22 protein-coding genes are annotated in these 24125 nt (G+C 71.9%); 14 read left to right on the top strand and 8 right to left on the bottom strand.

Going from position 1 to position 24125, the window contains the following annotated elements; translation table 11 throughout:
• Window positions 1–137: 137 nt before the first annotated feature.
• The 3 genes from ACIRF8_RS24490 to ACIRF8_RS24480 all read left to right on the top strand — a co-directional run bounded on the left by ACIRF8_RS24490 (window position 138) and on the right by ACIRF8_RS24480 (window position 3230).
• Complete coding sequence (locus ACIRF8_RS24490) at window positions 138–1709, top strand: DUF2252 domain-containing protein (RefSeq protein WP_404217655.1); 1572 nt, start codon at window positions 138–140, stop codon at window positions 1707–1709.
• Between the two features lie 256 nt (window positions 1710–1965).
• The gene (locus tag ACIRF8_RS24485; protein WP_404217653.1) at window positions 1966–2793 is read left to right on the top strand and encodes a hypothetical protein; all 828 of its coding nucleotides are present in this window, start codon (window positions 1966–1968) and stop codon (window positions 2791–2793) included.
• Window positions 2794–2882: 89 nt separating this feature from the next.
• Window positions 2883–3230 carry a rhodanese-like domain-containing protein gene (locus ACIRF8_RS24480; protein ID WP_404217651.1) on the top strand — a complete coding sequence of 116 codons (348 nt, stop codon included), beginning with the start codon at window positions 2883–2885 and terminating at the stop codon, window positions 3228–3230.
• A 165-nt stretch (window positions 3231–3395) separates the two neighbouring features.
• On the opposite strand, the gene ACIRF8_RS24475 is transcribed toward ACIRF8_RS24480, so the two are convergent.
• The 6 genes from ACIRF8_RS24475 to paaA form a co-directional block, all read right to left on the bottom strand.
• Window positions 3396–4550: an acyl-CoA dehydrogenase family protein gene (locus tag ACIRF8_RS24475; RefSeq protein WP_404217649.1), complete on the bottom strand. Its 1155-nt coding sequence runs from the start codon at window positions 4548–4550 to the stop codon at window positions 3396–3398.
• A gap of 178 nt (window positions 4551–4728) precedes the next feature.
• Complete coding sequence (paaE, locus tag ACIRF8_RS24470) at window positions 4729–5811, bottom strand: 1,2-phenylacetyl-CoA epoxidase subunit PaaE (RefSeq protein ID WP_404217647.1); 1083 nt, start codon at window positions 5809–5811, stop codon at window positions 4729–4731.
• Window positions 5811–6368, bottom strand: coding sequence for a 1,2-phenylacetyl-CoA epoxidase subunit PaaD (paaD, locus tag ACIRF8_RS24465; protein ID WP_404217645.1), 558 nt, complete (start codon window positions 6366–6368; stop codon window positions 5811–5813). Before paaD ends, paaE begins: the two co-directional genes overlap by 1 nt.
• Window positions 6362–7099 (bottom strand): 1,2-phenylacetyl-CoA epoxidase subunit PaaC, encoded by a 738-nt coding sequence (gene paaC, locus ACIRF8_RS24460; RefSeq protein ID WP_404217643.1) that lies wholly within the window; start codon window positions 7097–7099, stop codon window positions 6362–6364. Before paaC ends, paaD begins: the two co-directional genes overlap by 7 nt.
• Window positions 7096–7413 (bottom strand): 1,2-phenylacetyl-CoA epoxidase subunit PaaB, encoded by a 318-nt coding sequence (paaB, locus tag ACIRF8_RS24455; protein ID WP_404217641.1) that lies wholly within the window; start codon window positions 7411–7413, stop codon window positions 7096–7098. The genes paaC and paaB overlap by 4 nt, the downstream gene beginning before the upstream one ends.
• Window positions 7410–8408, bottom strand: a complete 999-nt coding sequence (gene paaA / locus ACIRF8_RS24450; protein WP_404217639.1) for a 1,2-phenylacetyl-CoA epoxidase subunit PaaA — start codon at window positions 8406–8408, stop codon at window positions 7410–7412. The genes paaB and paaA overlap by 4 nt, the downstream gene beginning before the upstream one ends.
• A 283-nt stretch (window positions 8409–8691) precedes the next feature.
• Here paaA and ACIRF8_RS24445 point away from each other — a divergent pair, with 283 nt between their 5' ends.
• From ACIRF8_RS24445 to ACIRF8_RS24435, 3 genes are read left to right on the top strand one after another with little or no spacing between them, the layout of a single operon-like run.
• Complete coding sequence (locus tag ACIRF8_RS24445) at window positions 8692–9495, top strand: DUF5819 family protein (RefSeq protein WP_404217637.1); 804 nt, start codon at window positions 8692–8694, stop codon at window positions 9493–9495.
• 53 nt (window positions 9496–9548) lie between these two features.
• Window positions 9549–10772, top strand: a complete 1224-nt coding sequence (locus ACIRF8_RS24440) for an HTTM domain-containing protein (protein WP_404217635.1) — start codon at window positions 9549–9551, stop codon at window positions 10770–10772.
• Window positions 10773–10782: 10 nt separating this feature from the next.
• Window positions 10783–11595 carry a TrmH family RNA methyltransferase gene (locus ACIRF8_RS24435; RefSeq protein ID WP_404217633.1) on the top strand — a complete coding sequence of 271 codons (813 nt, stop codon included), beginning with the start codon at window positions 10783–10785 and terminating at the stop codon, window positions 11593–11595.
• 8 nt (window positions 11596–11603) lie between these two features.
• On the opposite strand, the gene paaN is transcribed toward ACIRF8_RS24435, so the two are convergent.
• Complete coding sequence (gene paaN / locus ACIRF8_RS24430) at window positions 11604–13316, bottom strand: phenylacetic acid degradation protein PaaN (protein WP_404217631.1); 1713 nt, start codon at window positions 13314–13316, stop codon at window positions 11604–11606.
• A 194-nt stretch (window positions 13317–13510) separates the two neighbouring features.
• Between paaN and ACIRF8_RS24425 the strand changes: the two genes are divergently transcribed.
• Both ACIRF8_RS24425 and ACIRF8_RS24420 read left to right on the top strand, forming a co-directional pair.
• Complete coding sequence (locus ACIRF8_RS24425) at window positions 13511–15019, top strand: 3-hydroxyacyl-CoA dehydrogenase (RefSeq protein ID WP_404217629.1); 1509 nt, start codon at window positions 13511–13513, stop codon at window positions 15017–15019.
• Window positions 15016–15624: a TetR/AcrR family transcriptional regulator gene (locus tag ACIRF8_RS24420; RefSeq protein ID WP_404217626.1), complete on the top strand. Its 609-nt coding sequence runs from the start codon at window positions 15016–15018 to the stop codon at window positions 15622–15624. Before ACIRF8_RS24425 ends, ACIRF8_RS24420 begins: the two co-directional genes overlap by 4 nt.
• A 21-nt stretch (window positions 15625–15645) precedes the next feature.
• On the opposite strand, the gene ACIRF8_RS24415 is transcribed toward ACIRF8_RS24420, so the two are convergent.
• Window positions 15646–16158, bottom strand: coding sequence for an Lrp/AsnC family transcriptional regulator (locus tag ACIRF8_RS24415; protein ID WP_404217624.1), 513 nt, complete (start codon window positions 16156–16158; stop codon window positions 15646–15648).
• A 174-nt stretch (window positions 16159–16332) separates the two neighbouring features.
• Between ACIRF8_RS24415 and pdhA the strand changes: the two genes are divergently transcribed.
• The 6 genes from pdhA to ACIRF8_RS24385 all read left to right on the top strand — a co-directional run bounded on the left by pdhA (window position 16333) and on the right by ACIRF8_RS24385 (window position 24107).
• Window positions 16333–17499 carry a pyruvate dehydrogenase (acetyl-transferring) E1 component subunit alpha gene (pdhA, locus tag ACIRF8_RS24410; RefSeq protein WP_404217622.1) on the top strand — a complete coding sequence of 389 codons (1167 nt, stop codon included), beginning with the start codon at window positions 16333–16335 and terminating at the stop codon, window positions 17497–17499.
• A 38-nt stretch (window positions 17500–17537) separates the two neighbouring features.
• Window positions 17538–18506: an alpha-ketoacid dehydrogenase subunit beta gene (locus ACIRF8_RS24405; RefSeq protein WP_404218185.1), complete on the top strand. Its 969-nt coding sequence runs from the start codon at window positions 17538–17540 to the stop codon at window positions 18504–18506.
• A gap of 13 nt (window positions 18507–18519) precedes the next feature.
• On the top strand, window positions 18520–19953 hold the full coding sequence (locus ACIRF8_RS24400) for a dihydrolipoamide acetyltransferase family protein (RefSeq protein ID WP_404217620.1): 1434 nt from the start codon (window positions 18520–18522) through the stop codon (window positions 19951–19953).
• A 94-nt stretch (window positions 19954–20047) separates the two neighbouring features.
• Window positions 20048–21247, top strand: coding sequence for a DUF6457 domain-containing protein (locus tag ACIRF8_RS24395; RefSeq protein ID WP_404217618.1), 1200 nt, complete (start codon window positions 20048–20050; stop codon window positions 21245–21247).
• Entirely contained in the window at window positions 21244–23013 is a 1770-nt protein-coding gene (locus ACIRF8_RS24390; RefSeq protein ID WP_404217616.1) for a molybdopterin-binding protein, read from the top strand. Before ACIRF8_RS24395 ends, ACIRF8_RS24390 begins: the two co-directional genes overlap by 4 nt.
• A complete protein-coding gene (locus ACIRF8_RS24385; RefSeq protein WP_404217614.1) occupies window positions 23010–24107 on the top strand; it encodes a potassium channel family protein in 1098 nt (365 codons plus the stop codon). Before ACIRF8_RS24390 ends, ACIRF8_RS24385 begins: the two co-directional genes overlap by 4 nt.
• Window positions 24108–24125 lie beyond the last annotated feature (18 nt).

Raw genomic sequence — 24125 nt, 5'->3', positions numbered from 1 at the left:
GGGAGTTGTGCACAGGCGGCGGGTTATCCACAGGCTCTGACGCTGCTTTCCGTGCGGCGGTACGGTCGTGACCGATCACAGAAATGGGACAGCGGGGCGGGTGAACGCGGTCTCGTACGGGGTGGGAGGCGAGCGTCATGAGCGAGCTTGATGGGGCGAGGGACGGGGTCCGGACAGCCCGGACAGCACGGACAGCACGGCGGCTGCCACGCGTGCCCGGATTCGCGGAGCGGGTCGGCTGGGGCGCGGGGGATGGGTCGGGTTCGGCTTCGGGTTCAGGTTCAGGTTCGGATCTGGGGTCGGGTGCAGGTTCGGGGACAGGTGCAGGTTCGGGGGCGGGCGCTGGTGGGTCGGGTTCGGGCCGGGCGGGAGGATCGCCGAAGGCGGCCGGCAAGGCGCTGCGGCATCAGGTGCCGAGGTCCGCGCACGCCACGTTCGCGGTGAGCACGGACCGGCCGGACGCCGTGCGGGCCGTGGAGGAGTCCAACCGTGGCCGCCTCGCCGAGCTGACCCCGATACGCGTCGGCCGTATGGCCGCCACCCCCTTCGCCTTCCTGCGCGGCTCCGCCGGGCTCATGGCCCACGATCTGGTGCACACACCACTGACCGGCATCGGCGCCCAGATATGCGGCGACGCCCACGCCGCCAACTTCGGGCTGTACGGCGATGCGCGCGGCGGCCTCGTCATCGACCTGAACGACTTCGACGAAACGGTGCACGGTCCCTGGGAATGGGACCTCAAACGGCTCGCCACCTCACTCGTGCTCGCCGGACGCGAGGCCGGAGCGGACGAGGACACCTGCCGAAAGGCCGCCCACGACGCTGCGGGCGCCTATCGGCGCACGATGCGGCTCCTCGCGAAACTGCCCGCGCTCGACGCATGGAACGCGATCGCCGACGAAGAACTCGTCTCACACACCGACGCCCATGACCTCCTCGGCACCCTGGAACGAGTCTCCGAGAAGGCACGGAACAACACCAGCGGGCGCTTCGCCGCCAAATCAACGGAAACCGTCGACGGCGGCGGACGCCGCTTCGTTGACGCGCCACCGGTACTGCGCGAAATACCCGACGCGGAGGCCGAGGCCGTCGCCGCCTCCCTCGGCGCATACCTGCGGACCCTGTCGGAGGACAGGCTGCCGTTGCTCCAGCGGTACGCGATCCACGACGTCGCCTTCCGTGTCGTCGGCACCGGCAGCGTGGGTACCAGGTCCTACGTGGTGCTGCTCCTCGACCATCGAGGCGAGCCGCTTGTCCTTCAGGTGAAGGAGGCGCGACCGTCCGCACTGTTGCCCCACCTGCCCGCCGTCGGGTTCGACGCGCCCCCCGTCGAGCACGAAGGACGGCGCGTGGTGCTCGGGCAGAAACGGATGCAAGTGGTCAGCGACATCCTCCTCGGCTGGACCACCGTCGACGAAAGGCCGTTCCAGGTAAGGCAGTTCAGGAACCGCAAAGGCAGCGTCGACCCCGCCGCGCTCGCCGCTGACCAGGTGGACGACTACGCCCGGATGACCGGCGCGCTGCTCGCCCGCGCCCACGCACACAGCGCGGACCCGCGCCTCATCGCCGGATACTGCGGCAAGAACGAGGAGCTGGACGACGCCGTCGCGTCCTTCGCCGTGACCTACGCCGACCGGACCGAAGCCGACCACGGAGAACTGGTGCGGGCCGTCCGGAAGGGACAGGTCCCGGCGGAGACGGGGGTGTGAGGGCTGGGCTTGAGGCTTGCGGTGGGGCGCGTGGTGTCTGACCGGTGAGGCAGGGCTCGTGTGGGGCGTGGGCTCGTGTGGGGCGTGGGCTCGTGTGGGGTGTGTGCGTGGTGGGGTGGGGGTGGAGGGGGAGGGAGGGGGGAGGGAGGGGGGAGGGGGAGGGCCCCCAGCAGAGTGCAAGCGCGGATCTTCGTGGTGGTGGGTCCTCCGACCGCGCGTTCGGGTTGGTGGTAGGCGCGTGCCCTAGGCTGGTTGGGTGACGACCCCGGAGACCCATGTGGCAGAGCAACCGGAGGAGCAGCCTCAGGAGCGGCCCGAGGCGCGCCTCGAGCGGGCTGTGCTCGCGGCGGAGCAGGCGCTGATCGAGTTCGAGATCGCCGTGGAGACGTTCCGGGTCGAGGTGGAGAATTTTTCCCGGCTCCATCATCAGAAGCTCGGGCCGATGTACACGCGTCTGGACGAGCTGGAGGCGTTGATCGCTGAGGCGACGGCGGCGCGCACGGGTGATCCGGAGGATCGGCGCAAGGCGGACGAGGCGCGGGCGCGGGTGATGCCGATGCCGGGTGTGGAGGAGTTGTTCCACGGGTGGATGGACGGGGACGGTTTGTTCCCGGAGGCCGCCGCGATGTTGACCGAGCAGTCGGTGCGGCCGCCGCAGCGGGTGCGCCCGAGTGATGAGGCGCGCAGGCTTTATCGGGAGCTGGTCCGCAAGGCGCATCCGGATCTGGCGCGGGACGAGCAGGAGCGGGGTCGGCGTGATGAGTTCATCGCGCGGGTGAACGCGGCGTACGCGCGGGGTGACGAGGTTCTGCTGCGTGAGCTGGCCGAGGAGTGGGCGGCGGGCCCGGTGCCGGCCGAGCGGCAGCCGACGCCGAGTGAGGAGCTGTACGCGCGTCTCGAATGGCTGGCGCAGCGCAAGGAGCTGTTGGCCGCGGTGGCGCGTGAGCTGGAGGAGAGCGCGATCGGCGCGATGCTGCGGATGGCGCCGGAGGATCCGGACGCGTTGCTGGAGGAGATCGCCGAGCAGTTGTTGGCGCAGGTTGCCGAGCGTGAGGCCGAGTTGGAGCGGCTGACCGCTTCCTGAGGCGACCGGTGCTCGTCTATGGCTCCATGCCCGTTTACGGGTGCGGGGTGTGCCGTCGGGTTCGGGGCGGGGTCGGGTAGCGTCGGGGCATGGTTTTCGGTTCTGGTGTGCCCACGGTCGGTGTCGATGAGCTCAAGGCGGATGACTTCCTCCTCGATGTCCGTGAGGACGAAGAGTGGCAGGCGGGTCATGCCGCGGGTGCGCTGCACATCCCGATGAGTGATTTCGTCGCGCGTTATGGCGAGTTGACGGAGGCGGCGCCGCAGGACGGCCGGGTCCACGTGGTCTGCCGGGTCGGGGGGCGTTCGGCTCAGGTGACGCAGTATCTGGTGCAGCAGGGTGTCGACGCGGTGAACGTGGCCGGGGGCATGCAGGCATGGGAGGCGGCCGGTCGGCCCGTCGTGGACGACAACGGGCAGCCGGGCACCATCGTCTGATCTGCCGCTGACCTGCCGCTTTCTGTCTTTCCTGTTGCTTTCTGTCTGTCTTTCGGACGGTCGTCTCGGTCCTTGGGGCCTTGGGGCCTTGGGTCCTTGGGTCCTTGGGGCCTTGGGTCCTTAAGTCCTTGAGCCATTGCTCGCGTTGGTGGTCTGCTTCGGCGTTCAGCCCAAGGGGTGGGACGCGAGGAGGTCGCCGAGGGTTTCCTCGTGGGCGGCGGCCGGGCCTAGCGAGAGTTCCAGGTGTTTGGCCCAGGCGTGGTAGCGGTGCAGTGGGTAGTCCGTGTCCGCGCCGAAGCCGCCGTGCAGGTGCTGGGCGGTCTGTACGACGCGTCGTACGCCGTCGGAGGCCCAGGTCTTGGCGACCGCCACGTCCGCGGCGAGCGGCAGCGGGCCGGGGGCTGCGCTGCTCAGTCGCCAGGCGGCCTGCCACAGGGTCGCTTCCATCGCGCGCAGGTCGATGTAGCGGTCGGCGGCCTGGACGGCGACGGCCTGGAACGTGGCGATGGGGTGTCCGAACTGTTCCCGTTTGCTCGTGTAGTCGCTGGTCATCTTGAGGACGGCCTCGCCCAGGCCGAGGGCCTGCGCGCAGGTGCCGGTGGTGAGCAGGTCGTGCAGCAGGGGCCACGCCGCGGGTGAGTCGATGATGTCGTGCGGTGTGAGGCGGGCGCCGTCGAGGTGGAGTTCGGCGAGTCGTTCGCCGGTGGTCGAGATCTGTTCGGCGAGGTGCAGGCCCGGGAGGTCGGTGCTGGGGCCCGGCAGCAGTGCGAGCACGGTGGCGCCGTCGGGGGTGTGGGCGGGCACGATGATCCGGTCCGCGTCGAACGCCCAGGGGACGGCCGTCTGAGCGCCGTCCAGGACCCAGCCGCCGCCTTCCGTCTCGGGTGGGCGGCGGGCGGTGACGGCCAAGTCGGCTCCGTCGTGGCCGGTGCGTCCGGCGGAGGCGACGGTCAGGACGAGCGCGCCGCGTCCCGCGTCGGGGAGGAGCGCCTGCCTCAACTCGTCGCTGCCGTGGGCCTGGACGGCCGCGGTGGCCGCGATGTGTTCGAGCAGCGGTATGCGGGCCAGGACCTTCGCCGCTTCGCGCAGGACGAGGCAGAGTGCGATGGCGTCGAGGCCCGCTCCGCCGTGTTCCGGTGCGATGAGCAGGCTCAGCAGGTCGGCGTCCGCGGTTTTGGTCCACAGGGCGCGGTCGAAGTCGTCGGCCACGGGGCCGGAGGTGAGCGCGGGGCTCGGCACCCCGTCCGGGGCGACCGGTGTGAACACCGCTCGGGCCGCTTCGACGGCCGCCTGCTGCTCCTCGGAGAAGGTGAAGTCCACCGGGCTGTCCTCCCGTTCCTTCTGGCCTGTTCCGCGATCTGACGGGGCGTCAAGATAGAACAGGTTCTATGAGAAGGGAACAGGTTCGCGGCGCCGGTACCTGTGCCGAGAGCCGTGCCGACACCCCTGCTGGTGCTGGTGCTGGTGCCGGTGCCGGGTGTCTCGGGGCGGGCGCGGTTCAGCGGTCGAAGTCCACCTCCACCGTCTCCGTGGACGGGCGGGACTGACAGGCCAGCACGTAACCCGCCTCGGTCTCCTCGGGTTCGAGCGCGTAGTTGCGGTCCATCCGTACGGATCCCGAGACGAGGAAGGCCCGGCAGGTGCCGCACACGCCGCCCTTGCAGGCGTAGGGCGCGTCCGGCCGGTTGCGCAGCACCGCCTCCAGGAGCGATTCGCCGTCCTCGACGGGCCAGGTGCCGGAGCGGCCGTCGAGGTGTGCGGTGACCGTGCTGTGGGCGGGTGCCGGGGTCGTGCCGGCGCGGTCCGCGGCGGGGCCCTCGTCCACGTGGAAGATCTCTTCGTGGATGCGCTCGCGGCGCACTCCCAGGGTGCGCAGTGCCCGCTCGGCGCCCTGGACCAGCCCGTACGGCCCGCACAGGAACCATCCCGCGACCGTGTCCACCGGGAGCAGTGCGGGCAGCAGGGCCGCGATCCGGTCCTGGTCGAGGCGGCCCGAGGCGAGGCCGGCCTGCTGCTCCTCCCGGGACAGCACGGTGACGAGCTGGAACCGGTCCGGGTGGCGGTCCTTCAGGTCGGCGACCTCTTCCAGGAACATCGTCGAGGCGGTGGTGCGGTCGCTGCGTATGAGGCAGAACCGGGCCTCGGGTGCGCGGTCCAGCAGTGTGGTGGCGATGGACAGGACCGGGGTGATGCCGCTGCCGCCGACCACCGCCGCGTAGTGCCCGGGCGCCGGGTCGAGGGTGAAGCGCCCTGCCGGGGTCATCACCTCCAGTTCGTCGCCGACTCCTATCTCCTTGTGGGCGTACGTGGAGAAGGCACCGCCGTCGACGAGGCGTACGCCGACGCGCAGGGTCCGTGGTGCCTCGTCGGCCGGGACCGCCGAGCAGATCGAGTACGTACGTCGGATCTCCGTGCCGTCGGTGGTGCGCCGCAGGGCGAGGTGCTGGCCGGGTGTGTGGCGGTAGGTCTCGCGCAGCTCCGGGGGGACGGCGAAGGTGAGGGCGACGGCGTCGTCGGTGAGCCGGTCGACCGCCGTGACGCGGAGCCGGTGGAAGCGGGCCGGCCCTCTTCCTTCAGCCATCACAGCTCCTTGAAGTGGTCGAAGGGTTCGCGGCAGGACAGGCAGCGGCGCAGCGCTTTGCAGGCGGTGGAGGAGAAGCGGCTGAGCAGTTCGGTGTCGGTGGCGCCGCAGTGCGGGCAGGCGAGGGGGGCTGCCGGGTGTGGTGCGGTGTCGGGTGAGTGTCGGGTCGGGCCGAGGGCGACGGTGACGGGGCCTGTGGCCGTGCGGGTGGTGCGTGGCGGGGCTATGCCGAACTCCTGGAGTTTGCGGCGGCCCTCGGGTGTGATGTCGTCCGTGGTCCAGGCCGGGGCGAGGACGGTGTGGACGGTGACGTCGGGGATGCCGTGTTCGTGCAGGACGCGCTCGATGTCGCCGGCCATGGTCTCGATCGCCGGGCAGCCGGTGTAGGTGGGGCTCAGGTCGACCTCGACGCGGCCGGGGCCGCGTGTGTGGACGGCGCGCAGGACGCCCAGCTCTTCCAGGGTGAGGACGGGAAGCTCGGGGTCGGGTACGGAGCCGGCCAGTCGGCGCAGTTCGGCTTCGAGGGGTGTCTCCTGGCCCTGGGTGGGGGTCACCATGACGCCCCCGGGTGGCTGCGGTGCAGGTGCTGCATCTCGGCGAGCATCCGGCCGAACGGCTCGGTGTGCAGACCCTGGCGTCCGGCTCCGGCGCGCCAGGCCCCGGTCTGTGGGCCGTCGGGGACGGTCAGCGTGGCCCGGCGCAGGACGTCGGTCACCGAGGCCTTCCAACTGCTTTCTACAGTCTCCCAGTTGACGTCCAGGCCGGGGACGGGTCGGAACATCTCGCCGGTATAGCGCCACAGGGCGTCGACGGCTCGCTGCATGCGCGCGTGGCTCTCGTCGGTGCCGTCACTGAGGCGCAGTGTCCATTGGACGGCGTGGTCCTCGTGGTAGGCGACCTCTTTGACGGCCTTCGCGGCGAGCGGGGCGAATGCGCTGTCCCCGGCGGCCAACTGCCCGTACAGGAGCTGTTGGTAGGTGGAGAAGTAGAGCTGGCGGGCGATGGTGTGGGCGAAGTCGCCGTTCGGCTGCTCGACGAGTTGGAGGTTGCGGAAGGAGCGTTCCTCGCGCAGGTACGCCAACTCGTCCTCGTCGCCGGCCATGCTGAGCAGGACGCGGGCCTGGCCGAGCAGGTCGAGGGCGATGTTCGCGAGGGCGACCTCTTCCTCCAGGACCGGGGCGTGGCCCGCCCATTCGCCGAGGCGGTGCGAGAGCACCAGGGCGTCGTCGCCGAGGGCCAGTGCCGCGGCGGTGCCGGTGGGGTCGAGGGTGTCGCGGGTGCTGGTCACAGGTGCTGCACCCCCTCGGGGATCTCGTAGAACGTGGGGTGGCGGTACGGCTTGTCGGCGGCGGGCTCGAAGAACGGGTCCTTCTCGTCGGGTGAGGAGGCGGTGATCGCCGTGGACGGGACGACCCACAGGGAGATGCCTTCGCCGCGGCGGGTGTAGAGATCCCGCGCGTTGCGCAGGGCCAGCTCCGCGTCCGGGGCGTGCAGGCTGCCGGCGTGCGTGTGGGAGAGGCCGCGGCGGGAGCGCACGAAGACCTCCCACAGGGGCCAGTCCTGGCTGCCCGCGGGCGCCTTGGGGGTTGTGGTGTCGCTCATGCCGCCCTTCCTTCCGCGGTCGCCGCCGTGGCGTGCTTGGCCGCGTGTGCCGCGGCGGCCTCGCGCACCCAGGTGCCTTCGTCGTGGGCGCGCCTGCGCTGGGTGATGCGCTGCTCGTTGCACGGTCCGTTGCCCTGGAGGACTTCGCGGAACTCCGTCCAGTCGATCGGGCCGAAGTCGTGCTTGCCGCGCTCCTCGTTCCACTTCAGCTCGGGGTCGGGGAGCGTCAGTCCGAGGGACTCGGCCTGAGGGACGCAGATGTCGACGAAGCGCTGGCGCAGTTCGTCGTTCGAGTGGCGCTTGATCTTCCACTCCATGGACTGCGCGGAGTGCGCCGATTCGTCGTCGGGTGGGCCGAACATCATGAGGGACGGCCACCACCAGCGGTCCACGGCGTCCTGCGCCATCGCGTGCTGGGCGTCGGTGCCCCGGCTGAGCGCGAGCAGCAGTTCGTACCCCTGGCGCTGGTGGAAGGACTCCTCTTTGCAGACGCGGACCATGGCGCGCGCGTAGGGGCCGTAGGAGCAGCGGCACAGCGGTACCTGGTTGGTGATCGCCGCGCCGTCGACCAGCCAGCCGATCGCGCCCACGTCGGCCCAGGTGAGCGTCGGGTAGTTGAAGATCGAGGAGTACTTCTGGCGGCCGCTGTGGAGCTTGTCGAGCAGTTCGTCGCGGCTTGTGCCGAGTGTCTCGGCCGCGCTGTAGAGGTAGAGGCCGTGCCCTGCCTCGTCCTGCACCTTCGCCATCAGGATGGCCTTGCGGCGCAGCGAGGGCGCGCGGGTGATCCAGTTGGCCTCGGGCTGCATGCCGATGATCTCGGAGTGGGCGTGCTGCGCTATCTGTCGCACCAGCGTCGCGCGGTAGGCGTCGGGCATCCAGTCGCGGGGTTCGATGCGCTCGTCGGCCGCCACGGCGGCGTCGAACGCGGCCTGGAGATCGGCGGTGCGGTCCCTGTCCGTCCCGGTTGTCTGTCGCTGCGGGGCTGCTGTCGCCATTCCCGGTCCCCCTCCACCTCGGTCACCTGGATCCGCCGGGCCCTCACCGTTCCCGACCGATCGTTCGGTTCGTCGGATTCAATGGTGGGACGTGGCGCCGTAGGGTGTCAACCCGTACCGCCGGGCCTGTGGATAACCTCGGGCGGCTGTGCTGAGCGGTCGCTCCCCAGTACCGTGCCGGTGCGTCGCACCGCCGGGCGGGACGACGCGGAATCGGTTCGCCGCCGGACGACCGGGCGGGACGGGCCGGGGAACTACGGGACCGGGAAAACGGGGAGCACCGATGGAGACCGAAGCAGGCGCCGCGGGCGAGGCCGCCCGGCGCACGCCACAGGAGGCGACTCCCCTACCTGTGGACCCACCGGACCCCGCCCCCTCGGATGTGCCCGATCCGTCCGAACGCCGGGGCATAGCGGGCCTCTCCCCGCTCAGCCAGATGGTCGCCGCGCTGGCCCTCGCCGGTGTCGTCCTCATCGCCGGCGTCCACATACTCATGGTGTTCCTGCACGTCGCGCCGCCGAACACCGTGTCCAAGCAGTACAACAGCGCGGTCACGTCCTGGATCTATCCCGAGTTCGAGCAGAACTGGAAGCTGTTCGCCCCGAACCCGCTCCAGCAGAACATCGCCGTCCAGACCCGGGCCGAGATCCGCATGCCGGGCGGTGAGTCGCGCATCACCCGCTGGTACGACCTGTCCGCGCAGGACGGCGCCGCCATCGACCACAATCCGCTGCCCAGCCACATCCAGCAGAACGAACTGCGACGCGCCTGGGACGTCTACGTGTCCACGCACGACGCCCGGAACCGGCCCAACGGCCTGCGGGGGACGCTCACCGAGCAGTACCTGCGGCGCGTTCTCGTCCTGCGTCTGGACCGGCTCGGCGCGGCCGGTGAGGGAGAGGTCGTCGAACGCGTCCAGGTCCGCTCGCGGGCGACCGTGGTCCAGCCTCCGAAGTGGAGCGAGGAGAAGGTGAACCAGAAGCCGGCCTACCGGCAAGTGCCCTGGTGGACGGTGACGGCGCGGGACGCGTCGCTCGGCAACGACACGCACCTGCGGGCCGGAACCGCGACGGGCGGTGCCCGATGAGCGGCGTCGAGAAGCGAGCAGGCCACCCGGAGGCAGAACCCGAGGAGGGGAAGGTGACGACCCGCCTGGAGGGCGCCCTGCGCGCCGGTCTCCAGCGGATCACCGCTGCCCCGCTCGGCCGCTACCAGAGCGCGGTGGTCCGCATCGGTTTCGCCATGACCTGGCTGCTGTTCCTGCTGCGCGAGTTCCCGCACCGCCAGGAGCTGTACGGGCCGGACGGGCCCTGGAGCTGGGACCTGGCGCAGCAGCTCATCGCGGACAACCACGCCTTCACCGCGCTGATGTGGTCCGACGGTCGGGCATGGTTCGAGTGCGTCTACGTGCTCGCGGTGCTGTCGGCCGTCCTGCTGATGCTGGGCTGGCACAGCCGCGCCATGTCGGTGCTGTTCATGGTCGGTGTGCTCTCGCTCCAGAACCGCAGCATCTTCGTGGGCGACGGTGGTGACAACGTCATCCACCTCATGTCGATCTACCTCGTCTTCACCCGCTGCGGGCAGGTGTGGTCACTGGACGCGCGCCGCGCCGCACGCGCGCGTGCCGCGCGGAAGTCCCCGGCGGGACCGGTGACCCGGGACCGTGGCGGGATCGTGCTGTGGTGGGTCGCCGGTCTCGCGCTCGCCGCCCTCACGTTCACGGGCGAGGTACGCGGTGGCTGGCTGGCCTTCTTCTGGATGCTGTGGGCCGCCCAGGGCGTGTGGGGGTACGTCGACCGGCGGGCCCGCACCGGCGAGTTGCGGCTGCTGTGCGACGTCGTCGCCAACATCGTGCACAATGCCGCCCTACTGGTGATCATGGTCGAGGCGTGTCTGATCTACGCGACCGCGGGCTGGTACAAGATCCAGGGCAGCCGCTGGCAGGACGGCACGGCCGTCTACTACCCGCTGCACCTGGACTACTTCTCGCCGTGGCCCGCCCTCGGTGACCTGCTGAGCGCGTTCGGGCCGATGGTGCTGCTGGTGACGTACGCGACGGTCGTCGTGCAGGTCGCCTTCCCCTTCACGGTCTTCAACCGGCGCATGAAGAACGTCCTGCTGGTGTTCATGATGCTGGAGCACGCGGTCATCGCCGTCGTGCTCGGTCTGCCCTTCTTCTCGCTCGCGATGATCGCCGCCGACGCGGTGTTCCTGCCGACGTCCTTCCTGCTGCGGCTCGGCGGGTGGGTGGCACGCGCGCGTGGACGCGTGTTCACCGGTCCCACCGGCGCGGAAGTGCCGGGGCCGCGCGTCGCACAGGACGACGAACCGCTGGCGGCGCAGACGCCTGCGGCGCGCACGTAGGCTTCCTGCCATGAGCGGGACGAGCACGGACAGCGGCGCGGACCACAGGCCGCAGGAGCGGCCGGACCAGGGCCCCGAGGGCGCTGTGCGGGCCTGGCGGCGCCGCGCCGACACGGCGGTGCTGCTCGACGGTTTCCACGCCCTCAAGCACGCCCTGCGCTTCGGCGCCGACGTCCCCGTCGCCCTCGCCGCGGACCGGGCGGCCACGCTCGCCCTGGCCGCGGACCTCGCCCCCGACGTGCGGGAGAGCCTGGACGCGCTGCTCGTGGAAGTGGACCAGGACGTCCTGCGGGCCCTCGTGCCGCGCCTCCACCCGACCGGCGTCGCCGCCCTCGCCGGGCGTCCGTCCCGCGCGGGCCACCTGGCCGCACTGCGCCAGGAGCGACGCACCACACCTGTCGTCGTCCTCGACCACCCGCGCAACCTGGGCAACGCGGGCGCCGTCATCCGCCTCGCCGCCGGATACGGCGCCACCGGCGTCGTCACGACCGGCAGCCTCGACCCCTGGCACCCCACGGTCGTCAGGGGAGGGGCCGGGCTGCACTTCGCGACGGCCGTGGAGCGGCTCCCGGTCGACGAACTGCCCGACGGGCCGCTGTACGCGCTCGACCCCGAAGGGGCGGACATCCGCGGCCTGAAGCTGCCCGACGACGCACTGCTCGCCTTCGGCTCCGAGCGCAGCGGCCTGTCACCCGAGCTGCGTGCGCGAGCCGACCAGTTGGTGTCGCTGCCGATGCGCCCCCAGGTCTCCAGCTACAACCTGGCGACCAGCGTCGGCATGACGCTCTTCCACTGGAGCGCGCACAGCACGAACGCGCCGTAGAACGCTGTTCAGACGGCTTCCCGGCGCACCTCCACCACCCGGAAGCGGTTCGCGACGAACGCGGCGTCGCACAGGGCCGCGTTCGCCGCCGGGTTGCCGCCCGAGCCGTGGAAGTCGGAGAACGCCGCCGTCTGGTTCACGTACACCCCGCCCGTGAGGTTGAGCGAGAGCTGCGCGCACTCCTCCAAGCAGACCTCCTCCACGGCCTCGGCGACCTCTTCGGAGGTGGTGTACGCGCCGACGGTCATCGCGCCCTTCTCGCGCACGGTGCGCCGCAGCAGCTCCACCGCGTCCCGCGTGGAGTCGACGGCGACGGCGAAGGAGACGGGGCCGAAGCACTCGCTCATGTAAGCGGCCTCGGAGTCCGCCGCGTCCCAGAACTTCCGCGCCCCGTCCTGCTTCACGATCACCGGGGTGCGTACGACGGCGTCCGGGAAGTCCGGGTGGGCGACGTCCCTGGAGGGCAGCGCGACGTCACCGAGCCCGGGAGCCGCCTCCAAGCGGGCCTTCACGTCGGGGTTGACCAGAGCGCCGAGCAGCCCGTTCGCCCGGGCGTCGTCGCCGAGCAGCCCGCCCACCGCGCGCGCGAGATCCGAGACGACCTCGTCGTACGCCTTGGGGCCCTGGTCGGTGATGATGCCCTCGCGGGGCACCAGCAGATTCTGCGGGGTCGTGCACATCTGGCCGCTGTACAGGGACAGCGAGAACGCCAGGTTCGCCAGCATGCCCTTGTAGTCGTCGGTGCCGTCGATCACGACGGTGTTGACGCCGGCCTTCTCGGTGTACACCTGCGCCTGACGGGCGTGTGTCTCCAGCCAGTCGCCGAAGGCCGTCGAGCCGGTGTAGTCGATGATCTTGATTTCGGGGCGTACGGCCAGGGTCTTGGCGATGCCCTCCCCGTCCCGCTCGGCCGCGAGCGCCACCAGGTCGGGGGCGAAGCCCGCCTCGGCGAGGACTTCCCGGGCCACCCGCACGGTGAGCGCGAGGGGCAGCACCGCGCGCGGGTGCGGCTTCACCAGGACCGGGTTGCCGGTCGTCAGGGAGGCGAACAGGCCCGGGTACCCGTTCCACGTGGGGAACGTGTTGCAGCCGATCAGCAGGGCGATGCCGCGGGCGACCGGGGTGAACTCCTTGGCCAGGACCAGCGGGTCGCGCTTGCCCTGGGGCTTGGTCCAGCGGGCCGTGTCCGGCGTGCGCACCTGCTCCGCGTACGCGTACGCCACCGCTTCGAGGCCGCGGTCCTGCGCGTGCGGGCCGCCCGCCTGGAACGCCATCATGAACGCCTGGCCGCTGGTGTGCATGACGGCGTGCGCGAACTCGTGCGTACGCGCGCTGATCCGGGCCAGGATCTCCAGGCACACCGCCGCGCGCGCCTCGGCGCCCGCGTCGCGCCACGCGCGCATGCCCGCGCGCATGGACGGCAGCAGCGCGTCGACGTCGGCGTGCGGATAGGTGATGCCGAGCTCGATCCCGTACGGCGAGACCTCACCGCCGACGAAACCGTCCGTGCCCGCCTGGCCGAGGTCGAAGCGGGTGCCGAGCAGCGCGTCGAAGGCGGCCTTGCCGTCCGCGGCGCTCAGGCTGCCGTCCTCCCCGTAGGCCTTGGGGTGTTCGGGATGCGGGGACCAGTACGCGCGCGTGCGGATCGCTTCCAGCGCCTTGTCGAGTGTCGGGCGGTGCTGGGCGATCAGGTCGTGCGCGGTGCGTTCGGCGGCGGCCATGGCGGACCAACTCCTCCTGGGCTGCGGCTCCTCGTTGAGCCGGCGAGCCGGTACGGGACTGGGCAGGAACCATCGGTGCACGTTAGAGTAACCGAACGATCGGTCGGTACAAGAGGGTGCGTGAAACCTGTGGAAAACCGATCCGACGGGACCCGGCGCCCGCAAGGGCGGCTGCATGCGGAAGGATCGCGCGCATGACAGCACATGACCGACTGGTCGGCGTGGTCGGCACCGGCACCATGGGCCAGGGCATCGCCCAGGTCGCGCTGGTCGCGGGGCACCCCGTCCGGCTGTACGACGCCGTGCCCGGCCGTGCGGAGTCGGCCGCCGAGTCGATCGCCGCACGGCTCGACCGGCTCGTCGAGAAGGGCCGTATGAGCGCCGAGGAGCGCGCGTCCGCAGGCGCCCGCCTCGCGCCCGTACAGGCGCTCGGTGAGCTGGCGGACGCGGCCCTCGTCGTCGAGGCGGTCCTGGAGCGGCTGGACGCCAAGCAGGAGCTGCTGCGCGACCTGGAGGAGATCGTCGCGGACGACTGTCTGCTCGCCACGAACACCTCGTCCCTGTCCGTGACCGCGATCGGCGGGGCGCTGCGGCTGCCCGGACGCTTCGTGGGCCTGCACTTCTTCAACCCCGCGCCGCTGCTGCCCCTGGTGGAGGTCGTCTCCGGCTCCGCCACCGACGTCACCGCCGCCACGCGCGCGTACGAGACCGCCCGCGCCTGGGGCAAGACCCCGGTCGCCTGCGCCGACACCCCTGGTTTCCTGGTCAACCGCATCGCGCGGCCCTTCTACGCGGAGGCGTTCGCCGTCCATGAGGACCAGGGCGCCGACCCGGCCACCATCGACGCCGTGCTGCGCGAGAGCGGCGGCTTCCGGATGGGCGCCTTCGAACTGACCGACTTGATCGGCCAGGACGTCAACGAAGCGGTGACACGCTCCGTCTGGGAGGGCTTCCACCAGGACGTGAAGTTCCGGCCCTCGCTCGCGCAGCGCCGTCTGGTCGAGGCGGGCCACCTCGGCCGCAAGGCAGGCCAGGGCTGGTACGCGTACGGGAACGGCGAGGAGCGCCCGGAACCGCACACCGCGGCACCCGCCGAGAAGCCCGCCCATGTGGTCGCTGAGGGCGACCTCGGCCCCGCGCGCGAACTGCTCACCCTCATCCGCGAGGCGGGCATCGAGGTGCGCGAACAGGACGAGGACAACGGCACCCGCCTGGTCCTGCCCAGCGGCGGACAACTCGCCCTCGCGGACGGGCAGACGTCGATCGAGTACCGGGACGTCGTCTACTTCGACCTTGCCCTCGACTACCGCGCCGCCACCCGGATCGCCCTCGCCACCGCCCAGGACGCGAACCAGCGCACGGTCAGCGAGGCCATCGGACTCTTCCAGGCGCTCGGCAAGGACGTCAGCGTCATCGGTGACGTGCCCGGCATGATCGTCGCCCGCACGGTGGCCCGCATCATCGACCTGGCCCACGACGCCGTCGCCAAGGGCGTAGCCACCGAGGAGGACATCGACACCGCCATGCGGCTCGGCGTCAACTACCCCCTCGGCCCCTTCGAATGGAGCCGCAAGCTGGGCAAGAACTGGGCGTACGCCCTCCTCGACGACCTGCATCTGCGCGATCCCTCGGGCCGTTACGCGCCGTCCCTGGCGCTCTACCGCCATTCGTACGCCCCGGACAAGCGGGAGGGCTCCTCATGACCACCGCACGACGCGACAACGGCACACGGCGCGACACCTACACGCCCGACACGCTGCTCGCGGTCGCGGTCACCGTCTTCAACGAACGCGGCTACGACGGCACTTCCATGGAGCACCTCTCCAAGGCGGCCGGCATCTCCAAGTCCTCGATCTACCACCACGTGACGGGCAAGGAGGAGCTGCTGCGCCGCGCCGTGAGCCGCGCGCTCGACGGCCTCTTCGGCATCCTCGGCGAGGAACCCGCGCGCGTGGGACGTGCGGTCGAACGCCTGGAGTACGTCACCCGGCGCATGGTCGAGGTGCTGACCGGCGAACTCCCCTACGTGACGCTGCTCCTGCGCGTACGAGGGAACACCGACACCGAACGCTGGGCCATGGAGCGGCGCAGGGAGTTCGACCACCAGGTCGCCGAACTCCTCAAGGCGGCCGCGGCCGACGGGGACGTACGCGGCGACATACCGGTGCGTCTCGCCACGCGGCTCGTCTTCGGGATGATCAACTCCGTCGTGGAGTGGTACCGGCCGGACGGGGGCGGCCTCAGGGACCGTGAAGTGGCGGACGCGGTCGTGCGGTTGGTGTTCGGCGGGCTTCGCAAGGAGGAGTAGGCGGGGCTCTCGGATCCCGTCCTAGGGGCTGTCAGGGCCCAGGTCCTCCTCCTCGAAGACCAGCAGCGTCCGAGTGCTGAGGACTTCGGGGATGGCCTGGAGCTTGGTGAGGACCAGTTCGCGCAGCGCGCGGTTGTCCTCGGTGTGGACCAGGATCAGGACGTCGAAATCACCGCTGACCAGCGCGATGTGCGAGGCCTCCGGCATGCGGCGCAACTGGTCGCGGACCGTGCGCCAGGAGTTCTGGACGATCTTGAGCGTGATGTAGGCGGACGCGCCCTGGCCCGCTCTCTCGTGGTTGACGCGGGCGCCGAAACCGCGGATCACCCCGTCCTCGATGAGGCGGTTGATGCGGGTGTAGGCGTTCGCCCGGGACACGTGGACGCGCTCGGCGACGGAGCGTATCGACGCGCGGCCGTCCTTCTGGAGCATGGTCAGGATGTCGCGGTCGATGGCGTCGAGCGGCCGGACCGTGGCGTCGGGGCCCCCGGGGACCCGGCCGCCGGTACCGTCGGCCATTTGTTCAGATGCCATGTGCCCCCGCCTCCCTACCATGGACGTACTGCGTTCATCACAGGCTGTGGAGAACCGTTTGTCCACAGCCTGGAGGCGCCTGTAGCCAAAATGCGTCGGCGACCGAACAATCGGTAGGTGAGGCGCGTCACACCGAAGCGCCCTCGAAGCCCGCTCCCACGAGGAGGTGCCGTCATGACGGTCACGGAGCAGCGGGGCGCCCACCGCGCCGGTGCGCCCACGTCGCCGCCCGCCTGGCAGCCCCGCACGGACCCCGCGCCGCTGCTGCCCGACACGGAGCCCCACCGGGTCCTGGGCACCGACGCCGCCGCACAGGCCGATCCCGACCTGCTGCGCCGGTTGTACGCGGAAGTGGTGCGGGGACGCCGGTACAACGCGCAGGCGACCGCCCTGACCAAGCAGGGCCGCCTCGCCGTCTACCCCTCGACGACCGGCCAGGAGGCCTCCGAGGTCGCCGCCGCGCTCGTCCTCGAGGAGCGTGACTGGCTCTTCCCCAGCTATCGCGACACCCTCGCCGCCGTCGCCCGGGGCCTCGACCCGGTCCAGGCCCTGACCCTGCTGCGGGGCGACCGGCACACGGGGTACGACCCGCGCGAGCACCGCATCGCACCCCTGTGCACCCCCCTCGCGACCCAGTTGCCGCATGCCGTGGGCCTGGCACACGCCGCCCGGCTCAAGGGCGACGACGTCGTGGCGCTCGCCATGGTCGGTGACGGCGGGACGAGCGAGGGCGACTTCCACGAGGCGCTGAACTTCGCGGCCGTGTGGCAGGCGCCGGTCGTCTTCCTCGTGCAGAACAACGGGTACGCCATCTCGGTGCCCCTGGCCAAGCAGAGCGCGGCGCCGTCCCTGGCCCACAAGGCCGTCGGATACGGGATGCCGGGCCGGCTGGTCGACGGGAACGACGCGGTCGCGATGTACGAGGTCCTTTCCGACGCCGTGGCACGCGCGCGTGGGGGCGGCGGTCCGACGCTGATCGAGGCCGTCACGTACCGGCTGGACGCCCACACGAACGCGGACGACGCGACTCGCTACCGCAGCGACGCCGAGGTCGAGGCATGGCGCGGGCACGACCCCGTCCTGCTCCTGGAGCGGGAGCTGACGGAGCGCGGCCTGCTCGACGAGGCCGGGATACAGGCCGTGCGGGACGACGCCGAGAAGATGGCGGCCGACCTGCGCGCGCGGATGAACCAGGACCCGGAACTCGACCCGACGGACCTGTTCGCCCACGTCTACGCCGAGCGGACAACGCAACTGCGCGAACAGGCCGAGCAGTTGCGCGCCGAGCTGGAGGCGGAAGCTGAGGCCGAGGCGGAGACCACCGAGGGGGGCCTCTCGTGACCACCGTTGCCGACAAGCCGGTCACGAGGCCGGCCACCATGGCGCAGGCCCTCGGGCGCGCGCTGCGCGACGCCATGGCGGAGGACCCGTCCGTGCACGTCATGGGCGAGGACGTGGGCACGCTCGGCGGCGTCTTCCGCGTCACCGACGGCCTCGCCGCGGAGTTCGGCGAGGACCGCTGCACGGACACGCCGCTCGCGGAGGCCGGCATCCTCGGCACCGCCGTCGGCATGGCCATGTACGGGCTGCGGCCGGTCGTGGAGATGCAGTTCGACGCGTTCGCGTACCCCGCCTTCGAGCAGTTGGTGTCGCACGTCGCGAGGATGCGCAACCGTACGCGGGGCGCCATGCCGCTGCCCCTCACCGTGCGGGTGCCCTACGGGGGCGGCATCGGCGGCGTCGAGCACCACAGCGACTCCTCCGAGGCGTACTACATGGCGACCCCGGGCCTCACCGTCGTCACACCCGCCACCGTCGCGGACGCGTACGGGCTGCTGCGGCAGTCGATCGCCTCCGACGACCCGGTGGTGTTCCTGGAGCCGAAGCGGCTCTACTGGGCGAAGGATTCCTGGGACCCCGAGCGGCCGGTGGACGTCGAACCGATCGGCACGGCGGTGGTCCGCCGCCCCGGGACCAGTGCCACGCTCCTCACGTACGGACCGTCCGTGCCCGTCTGCCTGGAGGCCGCCGAGGCGGCCCGCGCGGAGGGCTGGGACCTCGAAGTGGTCGATCTGCGCTCGCTGGTGCCGTTCGACGACGCGACGGTCACCGCGTCCGTGCGCCGCACCGGGCGCGCGGTCGTCGTGCACGAGTCGGGTGGCTTCGGCGGGCCCGGCGGGGAGATCGCCGCGCGCGTGAGCGAGCGCTGCTTCCACCACCTGGAGGCACCGGTGCTGCGCGTCGCCGGGTTCGACATCCCCTACCCGCCGCCGATGCTCGAACGCCACCACCTCCCGGGCGTGGACCGGGTGCTGGACGCGGTCGCACGGCTCCAGTGGGACCAGTGAGGGGATCGGGCTGATGGCGCAGGTTCTGGAGTTCAAGCTGCCCGACCTCGGGGAGGGGCTCACCGAGGCGGAGATCGTACGGTGGCTGGTCTCGGTCGGTGACGTCGTCGCCGTCGACCAGCCCGTCGTCGAGGTGGAGACCGCGAAGGCGATGGTCGAGGTGCCGTGCCCCTACGGAGGTGTGGTGACGGCGCGCTTCGGTGAGGAAGGGACCGAGCTGCCGGTCGGCGCGCCGTTGTTGACGGTGGCCGTCGGTGCGGAGACTCCGCCCGGGGACGGGACGCCGGACCGGCCCGCTGGCTCGGGGTCCGGCGGCTCCGGGGCCGAGAGGCCGACCTCGGAGGGCTCGGGGAACGTGCTGGTGGGGTACGGGACGACGGCCCCAGCGGCGCGGCGTAGGCGGGTCCGCGTTCGCCTCGGGGGATCGGCGCCGACCGAGGCAGCACCGGTACAGACGGCCCCTGCGACCGCCACGACCGCCCCGACCGCCATCGCCGTCCGCACAGCCGAGGCGACCGTGCCGACGGACGCGCGCCCGGACGTGCGCCGCGGCCCCGTCCCCGTCATCTCGCCGCTGGTCCGCAAGCTCGCGCGGGAGTGCGGGATCGACCTGCGGGAGGTGGCCGGGTCCGGGCCCGAGGGTCTCATCCTCAGGTCGGACGTGGAGCGTGCCATGGCGGCCCGCACCGAGACAGTCGCCCCCCAGGCCCCCCAGGCCCCCCAGGTCGCGCAGGCCCCCGCCCCGCAGGGGCACCGCACACCCTTGCGCGGCATTCGGGGCGCCGTCGCCGACAAGCTCTCCCGGAGCCGTCGCGAGATACCCGACGCGACGTGCTGGGTGGACGCCGACGCCACGGAACTCATGCACGCGCGCGTGGCGATGAACTCCGCGACGGGCCCGTCCGCCGGGCCGAAGATCTCCGTGCTGGCGCTGTTCGCCCGTATCTGCACGGCGGCCCTCGCCCGGTACCCGGAGCTCAATGCCACCGTCGACATGGAGCGCCGCGAGATCGTGCGGCTCGACGAGGTGCATCTCGGTTTCGCCGCGCAGACCGAGCGCGGGCTCGTCGTGCCGGTCGTACGCGACGCGCACGCGCGCGGGGCGGAGTCGTTGAGTGCCGAGTTCGGCCGGCTCACCGAGGCGGCGCGTGCCGGGACGTTGACGCCCGGGGAACTCACCGGCGGCACCTTCACGTTGAACAACTACGGGGTGTTCGGGGTCGACGGTTCCACGCCGATCATCAACCACCCCGAGGCGGCCATGCTCGGTGTCGGCCGGATCGTCCCCAAGCCCTGGGTGCACGAGGGCGAGTTGGCGGTCCGTCAGGTCGTCCAGTTGTCGCTCACCTTCGACCACCGGGTGTGCGACGGGGGCACGGCGGGCGGCTTCCTGCGCTATGTCGCGGACTGCGTGGAGCAGCCGGCGTTGCTGTTGCGCACGCTCTGACCGACGGTCACGCGCTCCCCGGGCCCCGGACCGGACACCCCGGGGCCCGGGCCGCGGGGGTGGCAATGATCGCCCCTACGCCCATACTCGGGGCATGACCGAAGCCGCCGACCCCACACGCGTCGTGCCCGCACGCGTCGGCCCGGCCCGCCCCGGACCCGCGTACGACGCCGTCGTCCTGGCCGGCGGGGCCGCGCGGCGGCTCGGCGGTGCGGACAAACCCGGGGTGCGGGTCGGGGGCCGCGCGCTGCTGGACCGGGTCCTCGCGGCGTGCGCCGGGGCCCGCGCCACCGTCGTGGTCGCCGATCCGCGGCCGACCGCGCGCCCTGTCTCCTGGGCACGCGAGGAGCCGCCGGGCGGCGGGCCGCTCGCCGCGCTGGACGCGGGCATCCGGGCGTTGCCCCCGGAGGGCGGCGACGCGGGGGCCGGGAACGTCGTCGTGCTCTCCGCCGATCTGCCGTTCCTGGGCGACCGGACCGTCCCCCTGCTCCTCGAAACACTCGGCGACACGCACGACGCCGCCACCCCGTCCGATCCGCGCGACGCCGACGCTCCGCACGGCGTCGACGGCGTGCTGCTCGCCGACGGTGACGGGCGCGATCAGCCCCTCGTCGCCGTGTACCGCAGAGCAGCCCTGCACCGCGTTCTGGCCGCACTGCGCGCCGAGCACGGGGCGCTCGACGGCCTGCCTCTGCGGGCGCTCGTCCGGAACCTGGAACTCGCCCGTATCACCGACCTCGTCGCGTCCTTCGACTGCGACACCTGGGACGACATCGCCGCCGCCCGGTCACGGATCAGGGAGCATGGTCACGTGTTGGATGAATGGATCTCCGCAGCCAAGGACGAACTGGGCATCGACCTGGACGTCGACACCGGCGTCCTGCTCGACCTCGCCCGCGACGCCGCACATGGGGTCGCCCGCCCCGCGGCGCCCCTGACGACGTTTCTGGTCGGATACGCGGCGGCGCAGGCGGGGGGCGGCCCCGAAGCGGTCTCCGCCGCCGCCGTGAAGGCCGCCGTGCTCGCCAACCGATGGGCACGGGAAGCCGAAGCCGAAGCCGAAGCAACGACCGGATCGGATAACGCCACGACCGGTTCGACCACCGCCGCGCCCGGCAGCGTCGCACCCGGGCAGGACACCGCCGCCCCCGGTTCGACCAGCCCCGTCCCGGGTTCGACCAGCCCCGCGCCCGGCTCGGACACCGCCGCGCCCGGCAGCGTCGCACCCGGGCCGGACACCGCCGCCCCCGGATCGACCAGCCCCGCGCCGGACGCGGGGCGAGACGCGCCATGAGCGGGCTCGAAGGGCGGGCGGCGCAGGTCGATCCCCTGGACGGTGAGGTCGAGCAGGCGCTCGCCCTCGCCAACGACAACAGGGGCGGCCCCCGGACCGGCAGCGGCACCCCGGGCCCGGCCTCCACCCCCGACCCGGCGCCCCGCCAGCCCCCGGGGACCCGACGCTCCGACCCCGCCCCCGGGACCACCGCCGCACCCGCACCCGCACCCGGACCCGACCGAACCGCCCCCACCCCCGAGCGTCACCGCGCGACAGCCTGGCCCGCCGCCCGTCGCGTCGCCAGTGAAGCGGGCCGCCACGCCGCGCAGCACCGGGCCGACACAGCCGGGGCCCCCGACGCCGCGCCGGACGCTCCATTGCCCTTCCCGGAGGCCCTGTTGGCGGGCCCGGAGGCGCAGGGGCCGCGAGGGCTTCCGCGGGGTGCCGTCCGCGTACCCCTCGACCAGGCCCTCGGCCTCGTCCTCGCCGCTCCGCTGACCGCTCTCACCGACCTGCCCTCCTTCGACACGTCCGCGATGGACGGCTGGGTCGTGGCGGGCCCGGGCCCCTGGGTCGTACGGGACGAGGAAATCCTCGCGGGGCACGCGCGGCCCGCGCCGCTGGCCGACGGCGAGGCCGCGACGATCGCGACCGGCGCCCGCATCCCTCCGGACACCACCGCCGTGATCCGCAGCGAGCACGGGCACACCGACGACAAGGGTCAGTTGCATCCGTTGCGCCATGTAGCGCACGGGCAGGACATCCGGCCGCGCGGCCAGGAGTGCCGCAGCGGTGACCTGCTGCTGCCCGCGGGCGGCGTGATCACCCCGGCCGTCCTCGGTCTCGCGGCCGCGGCGGGCTACGACGAGCTGGCCGCCTTCCCGCGCCCGCGCGCCGAAGTCCTCGTACTGGGCGACGAGTTGCTGACCTCGGGGTTGCCCCGCGACGGTCTCATCCGGGACGCGCTCGGGCCGATGCTGCCGCACTGGTTGCGGGCGCTCGGCGTCGAGGTGATCGCCGTGCGCAGGGTCGGTGACGACGCGAAGGCCACGCTCAAGGCCGTCCGCGCCTCCAAGGCGGACCTCGTCGTCACCACCGGGGGCACGGCGTCCGGGCCCGTCGACCATGTCCGTCCCACGCTGCGCGCGCTCGATGCCGAACTGCTCGTGGACGGTGTCGCCGTGCGCCCCGGCCACCCGATGCTGCTCGCCCGCGTCAGGTCCGGCCAGTATCTGGTCGGCCTGCCCGGCAACCCGCTGGCCGCCGTCTCCGGGCTGCTCACCCTCGCCGAGCCCCTGCTGCGGGCGCTCGCGGGCCGGTCCGGGGACGAGGCGCCGTACAGCGCTCCCCTGCGCGGTGCCGTCCAGGGGCACCCGCACGACACCCGGCTCGTCCCGGTCGTGCTGCGCCAGGACGGCGGCAACGGGCCCGACCGTGCGGTGCCGCTGCACTACAACGGCCCGGCCATGCTGCGCGGCATCGCCGCCGCCGACGGTCTCGCGGTCGTGCCACCCGGCGGCGCCCAGGAGGGACAGGAGGTCGAGATCCTCGAACTTCCCTGGACCTGGGGCTCCGCGACCGGCGGCGCCCTCGGCGCCCCTGCCCCGGCACGGAAAGCCACAACGAACCCACCGCAGCAGAACCTGCCAGGCCACAACCCACCGCACCAGAACCCGCCAGGCCACAACCCACCGCACCAGAACCTGCCGGGCCACAACCCACCGCACCACAACCCCCCGAACCGCAACTCGCCGGGCCACGGCGACGAAGGGTGTTTCACGTGAAACTGGCCGGCCATGACGCCATGGCGCGCCAAGCGGACGAGAAGACGATGACCTACCGGGTGAAACTGCCCCGTCGCATCGTCGAGCGTCCGCTGCGCCAGGTCGCCCGCCGGGTCCTGATGGCCCTCGCGGTGCTCGTCCTCACCGCGCTCCTCGTGTGGTTCGACCGCACCGGTTACAACGACAACTCGGACGGCAGGGTCGATCTTCTCGACGCGTTCTACTACGCGACCGTCACCCTCTCCACCACCGGCTACGGCGACATCACGCCGGTCAGTGACGGGGCGCGGCTCACCAATATCTTTCTCATCACGCCGCTGCGTGTACTTTTCCTGATCATCCTGGTCGGCACCACGCTCGAAGTCCTCACCGAACGGACCCGGGAGGAATGGCGACTGAACCGCTGGAGGTCCAACTTGCGTGACCACACTGTCGTCATCGGCTTCGGGACCAAGGGCCGTAGCGCGGTGGAGACCGTCTGTGCGACCGGTCTGAAGCCGGAGCAGGTCGTGGTGGTCGATCCCAGCAGCAAGGTCATCGAGGCGGCGAACAGCCTCGGCTACGCGGGTGTCATAGGCGATGCGACCCGCAGCGACGTCCTGTGGCGGGCCGAGGTGCAACGCGCCCGGAAAATCATCATCGCCACCCAGCGCGACGACACGGCCGTCCTCGTGACCCTCACCGCGCGGCAGCTCAACCGCAGCGCCAAGATCGTCGCCGCCGTGCGCGAGGAGGAGAACGCCCAGCTCCTGCGCCAGTCCGGCGCCGACGCGGTGATCACCAGTGCCAGCGCGGCGGGCCGCCTGCTTGGCCTGTCGGTGCTCAGCCCGCACGCGGGCATGGTGCTGGAGGACCTGATCCAGAAGGGCAGCGGCCTCGATCTGATCGAGCGGCCGGTGATAAAGGCCGAGGTCGGTCTGAAGCCGAAGGAGACGGAGGACCTGGTCGTCAGCGTCGTACGAGGACATCGTGTGCTCGGATACGACGACAAGGCGATCGGGGCGCTCCAGTTGACCGACCGGCTCATCACGATCGTGCGGGTCACACCGACGACACAGGTCGCCCCGAACTCGAAACCCCTGCCGAACGACTGAACCGGGATCCACGCAGGT

The sequence above is a fragment of the Streptomyces sp. NPDC102406 genome, from assembly GCF_044765725.1.
Lineage (GTDB): Bacteria > Actinomycetota > Actinomycetes > Streptomycetales > Streptomycetaceae > Streptomyces.
The sequence above is the reverse complement of the archived record's forward strand: the minus strand, read 5'-3'. Positions and strand labels throughout refer to the sequence as shown.

Bases quoted from the DNA above. Each gene is read 5' to 3' on its own strand.
- ACIRF8_RS24405 (WP_404218185.1), top strand. From the start codon at position 17,538: ATGGCGCAGGCCCTCGGGCGCGCGCTGCGCGACGCCATGGCGGAGGAC.
- paaE (WP_404217647.1), bottom strand. From the start codon at position 5,811: ATGGCTGAAGGAAGAGGGCCGGCCCGCTTCCACCGGCTCCGCGTCACG.
- ACIRF8_RS24445 (WP_404217637.1), top strand. From the start codon at position 8,692: ATGGAGACCGAAGCAGGCGCCGCGGGCGAGGCCGCCCGGCGCACGCCA.
- ACIRF8_RS24400 (WP_404217620.1), top strand. From the start codon at position 18,520: ATGGCGCAGGTTCTGGAGTTCAAGCTGCCCGACCTCGGGGAGGGGCTC.
- ACIRF8_RS24390 (WP_404217616.1), top strand. From the start codon at position 21,244: ATGAGCGGGCTCGAAGGGCGGGCGGCGCAGGTCGATCCCCTGGACGGT.
- ACIRF8_RS24425 (WP_404217629.1), top strand. From the start codon at position 13,511: ATGACAGCACATGACCGACTGGTCGGCGTGGTCGGCACCGGCACCATG.
- ACIRF8_RS24490 (WP_404217655.1), top strand. From the start codon at position 138: ATGAGCGAGCTTGATGGGGCGAGGGACGGGGTCCGGACAGCCCGGACA.
- ACIRF8_RS24435 (WP_404217633.1), top strand. From the start codon at position 10,783: ATGAGCGGGACGAGCACGGACAGCGGCGCGGACCACAGGCCGCAGGAG.
- ACIRF8_RS24420 (WP_404217626.1), top strand. From the start codon at position 15,016: ATGACCACCGCACGACGCGACAACGGCACACGGCGCGACACCTACACG.
- paaB (WP_404217641.1), bottom strand. From the start codon at position 7,413: ATGAGCGACACCACAACCCCCAAGGCGCCCGCGGGCAGCCAGGACTGG.
- ACIRF8_RS24480 (WP_404217651.1), top strand. From the start codon at position 2,883: ATGGTTTTCGGTTCTGGTGTGCCCACGGTCGGTGTCGATGAGCTCAAG.
- paaD (WP_404217645.1), bottom strand. From the start codon at position 6,368: ATGGTGACCCCCACCCAGGGCCAGGAGACACCCCTCGAAGCCGAACTG.
- paaA (WP_404217639.1), bottom strand. From the start codon at position 8,408: ATGGCGACAGCAGCCCCGCAGCGACAGACAACCGGGACGGACAGGGAC.
- pdhA (WP_404217622.1), top strand. From the start codon at position 16,333: ATGACGGTCACGGAGCAGCGGGGCGCCCACCGCGCCGGTGCGCCCACG.
- ACIRF8_RS24395 (WP_404217618.1), top strand. From the start codon at position 20,048: ATGACCGAAGCCGCCGACCCCACACGCGTCGTGCCCGCACGCGTCGGC.
- ACIRF8_RS24415 (WP_404217624.1), bottom strand. From the start codon at position 16,158: ATGGCATCTGAACAAATGGCCGACGGTACCGGCGGCCGGGTCCCCGGG.
- paaN (WP_404217631.1), bottom strand. From the start codon at position 13,316: ATGGCCGCCGCCGAACGCACCGCGCACGACCTGATCGCCCAGCACCGC.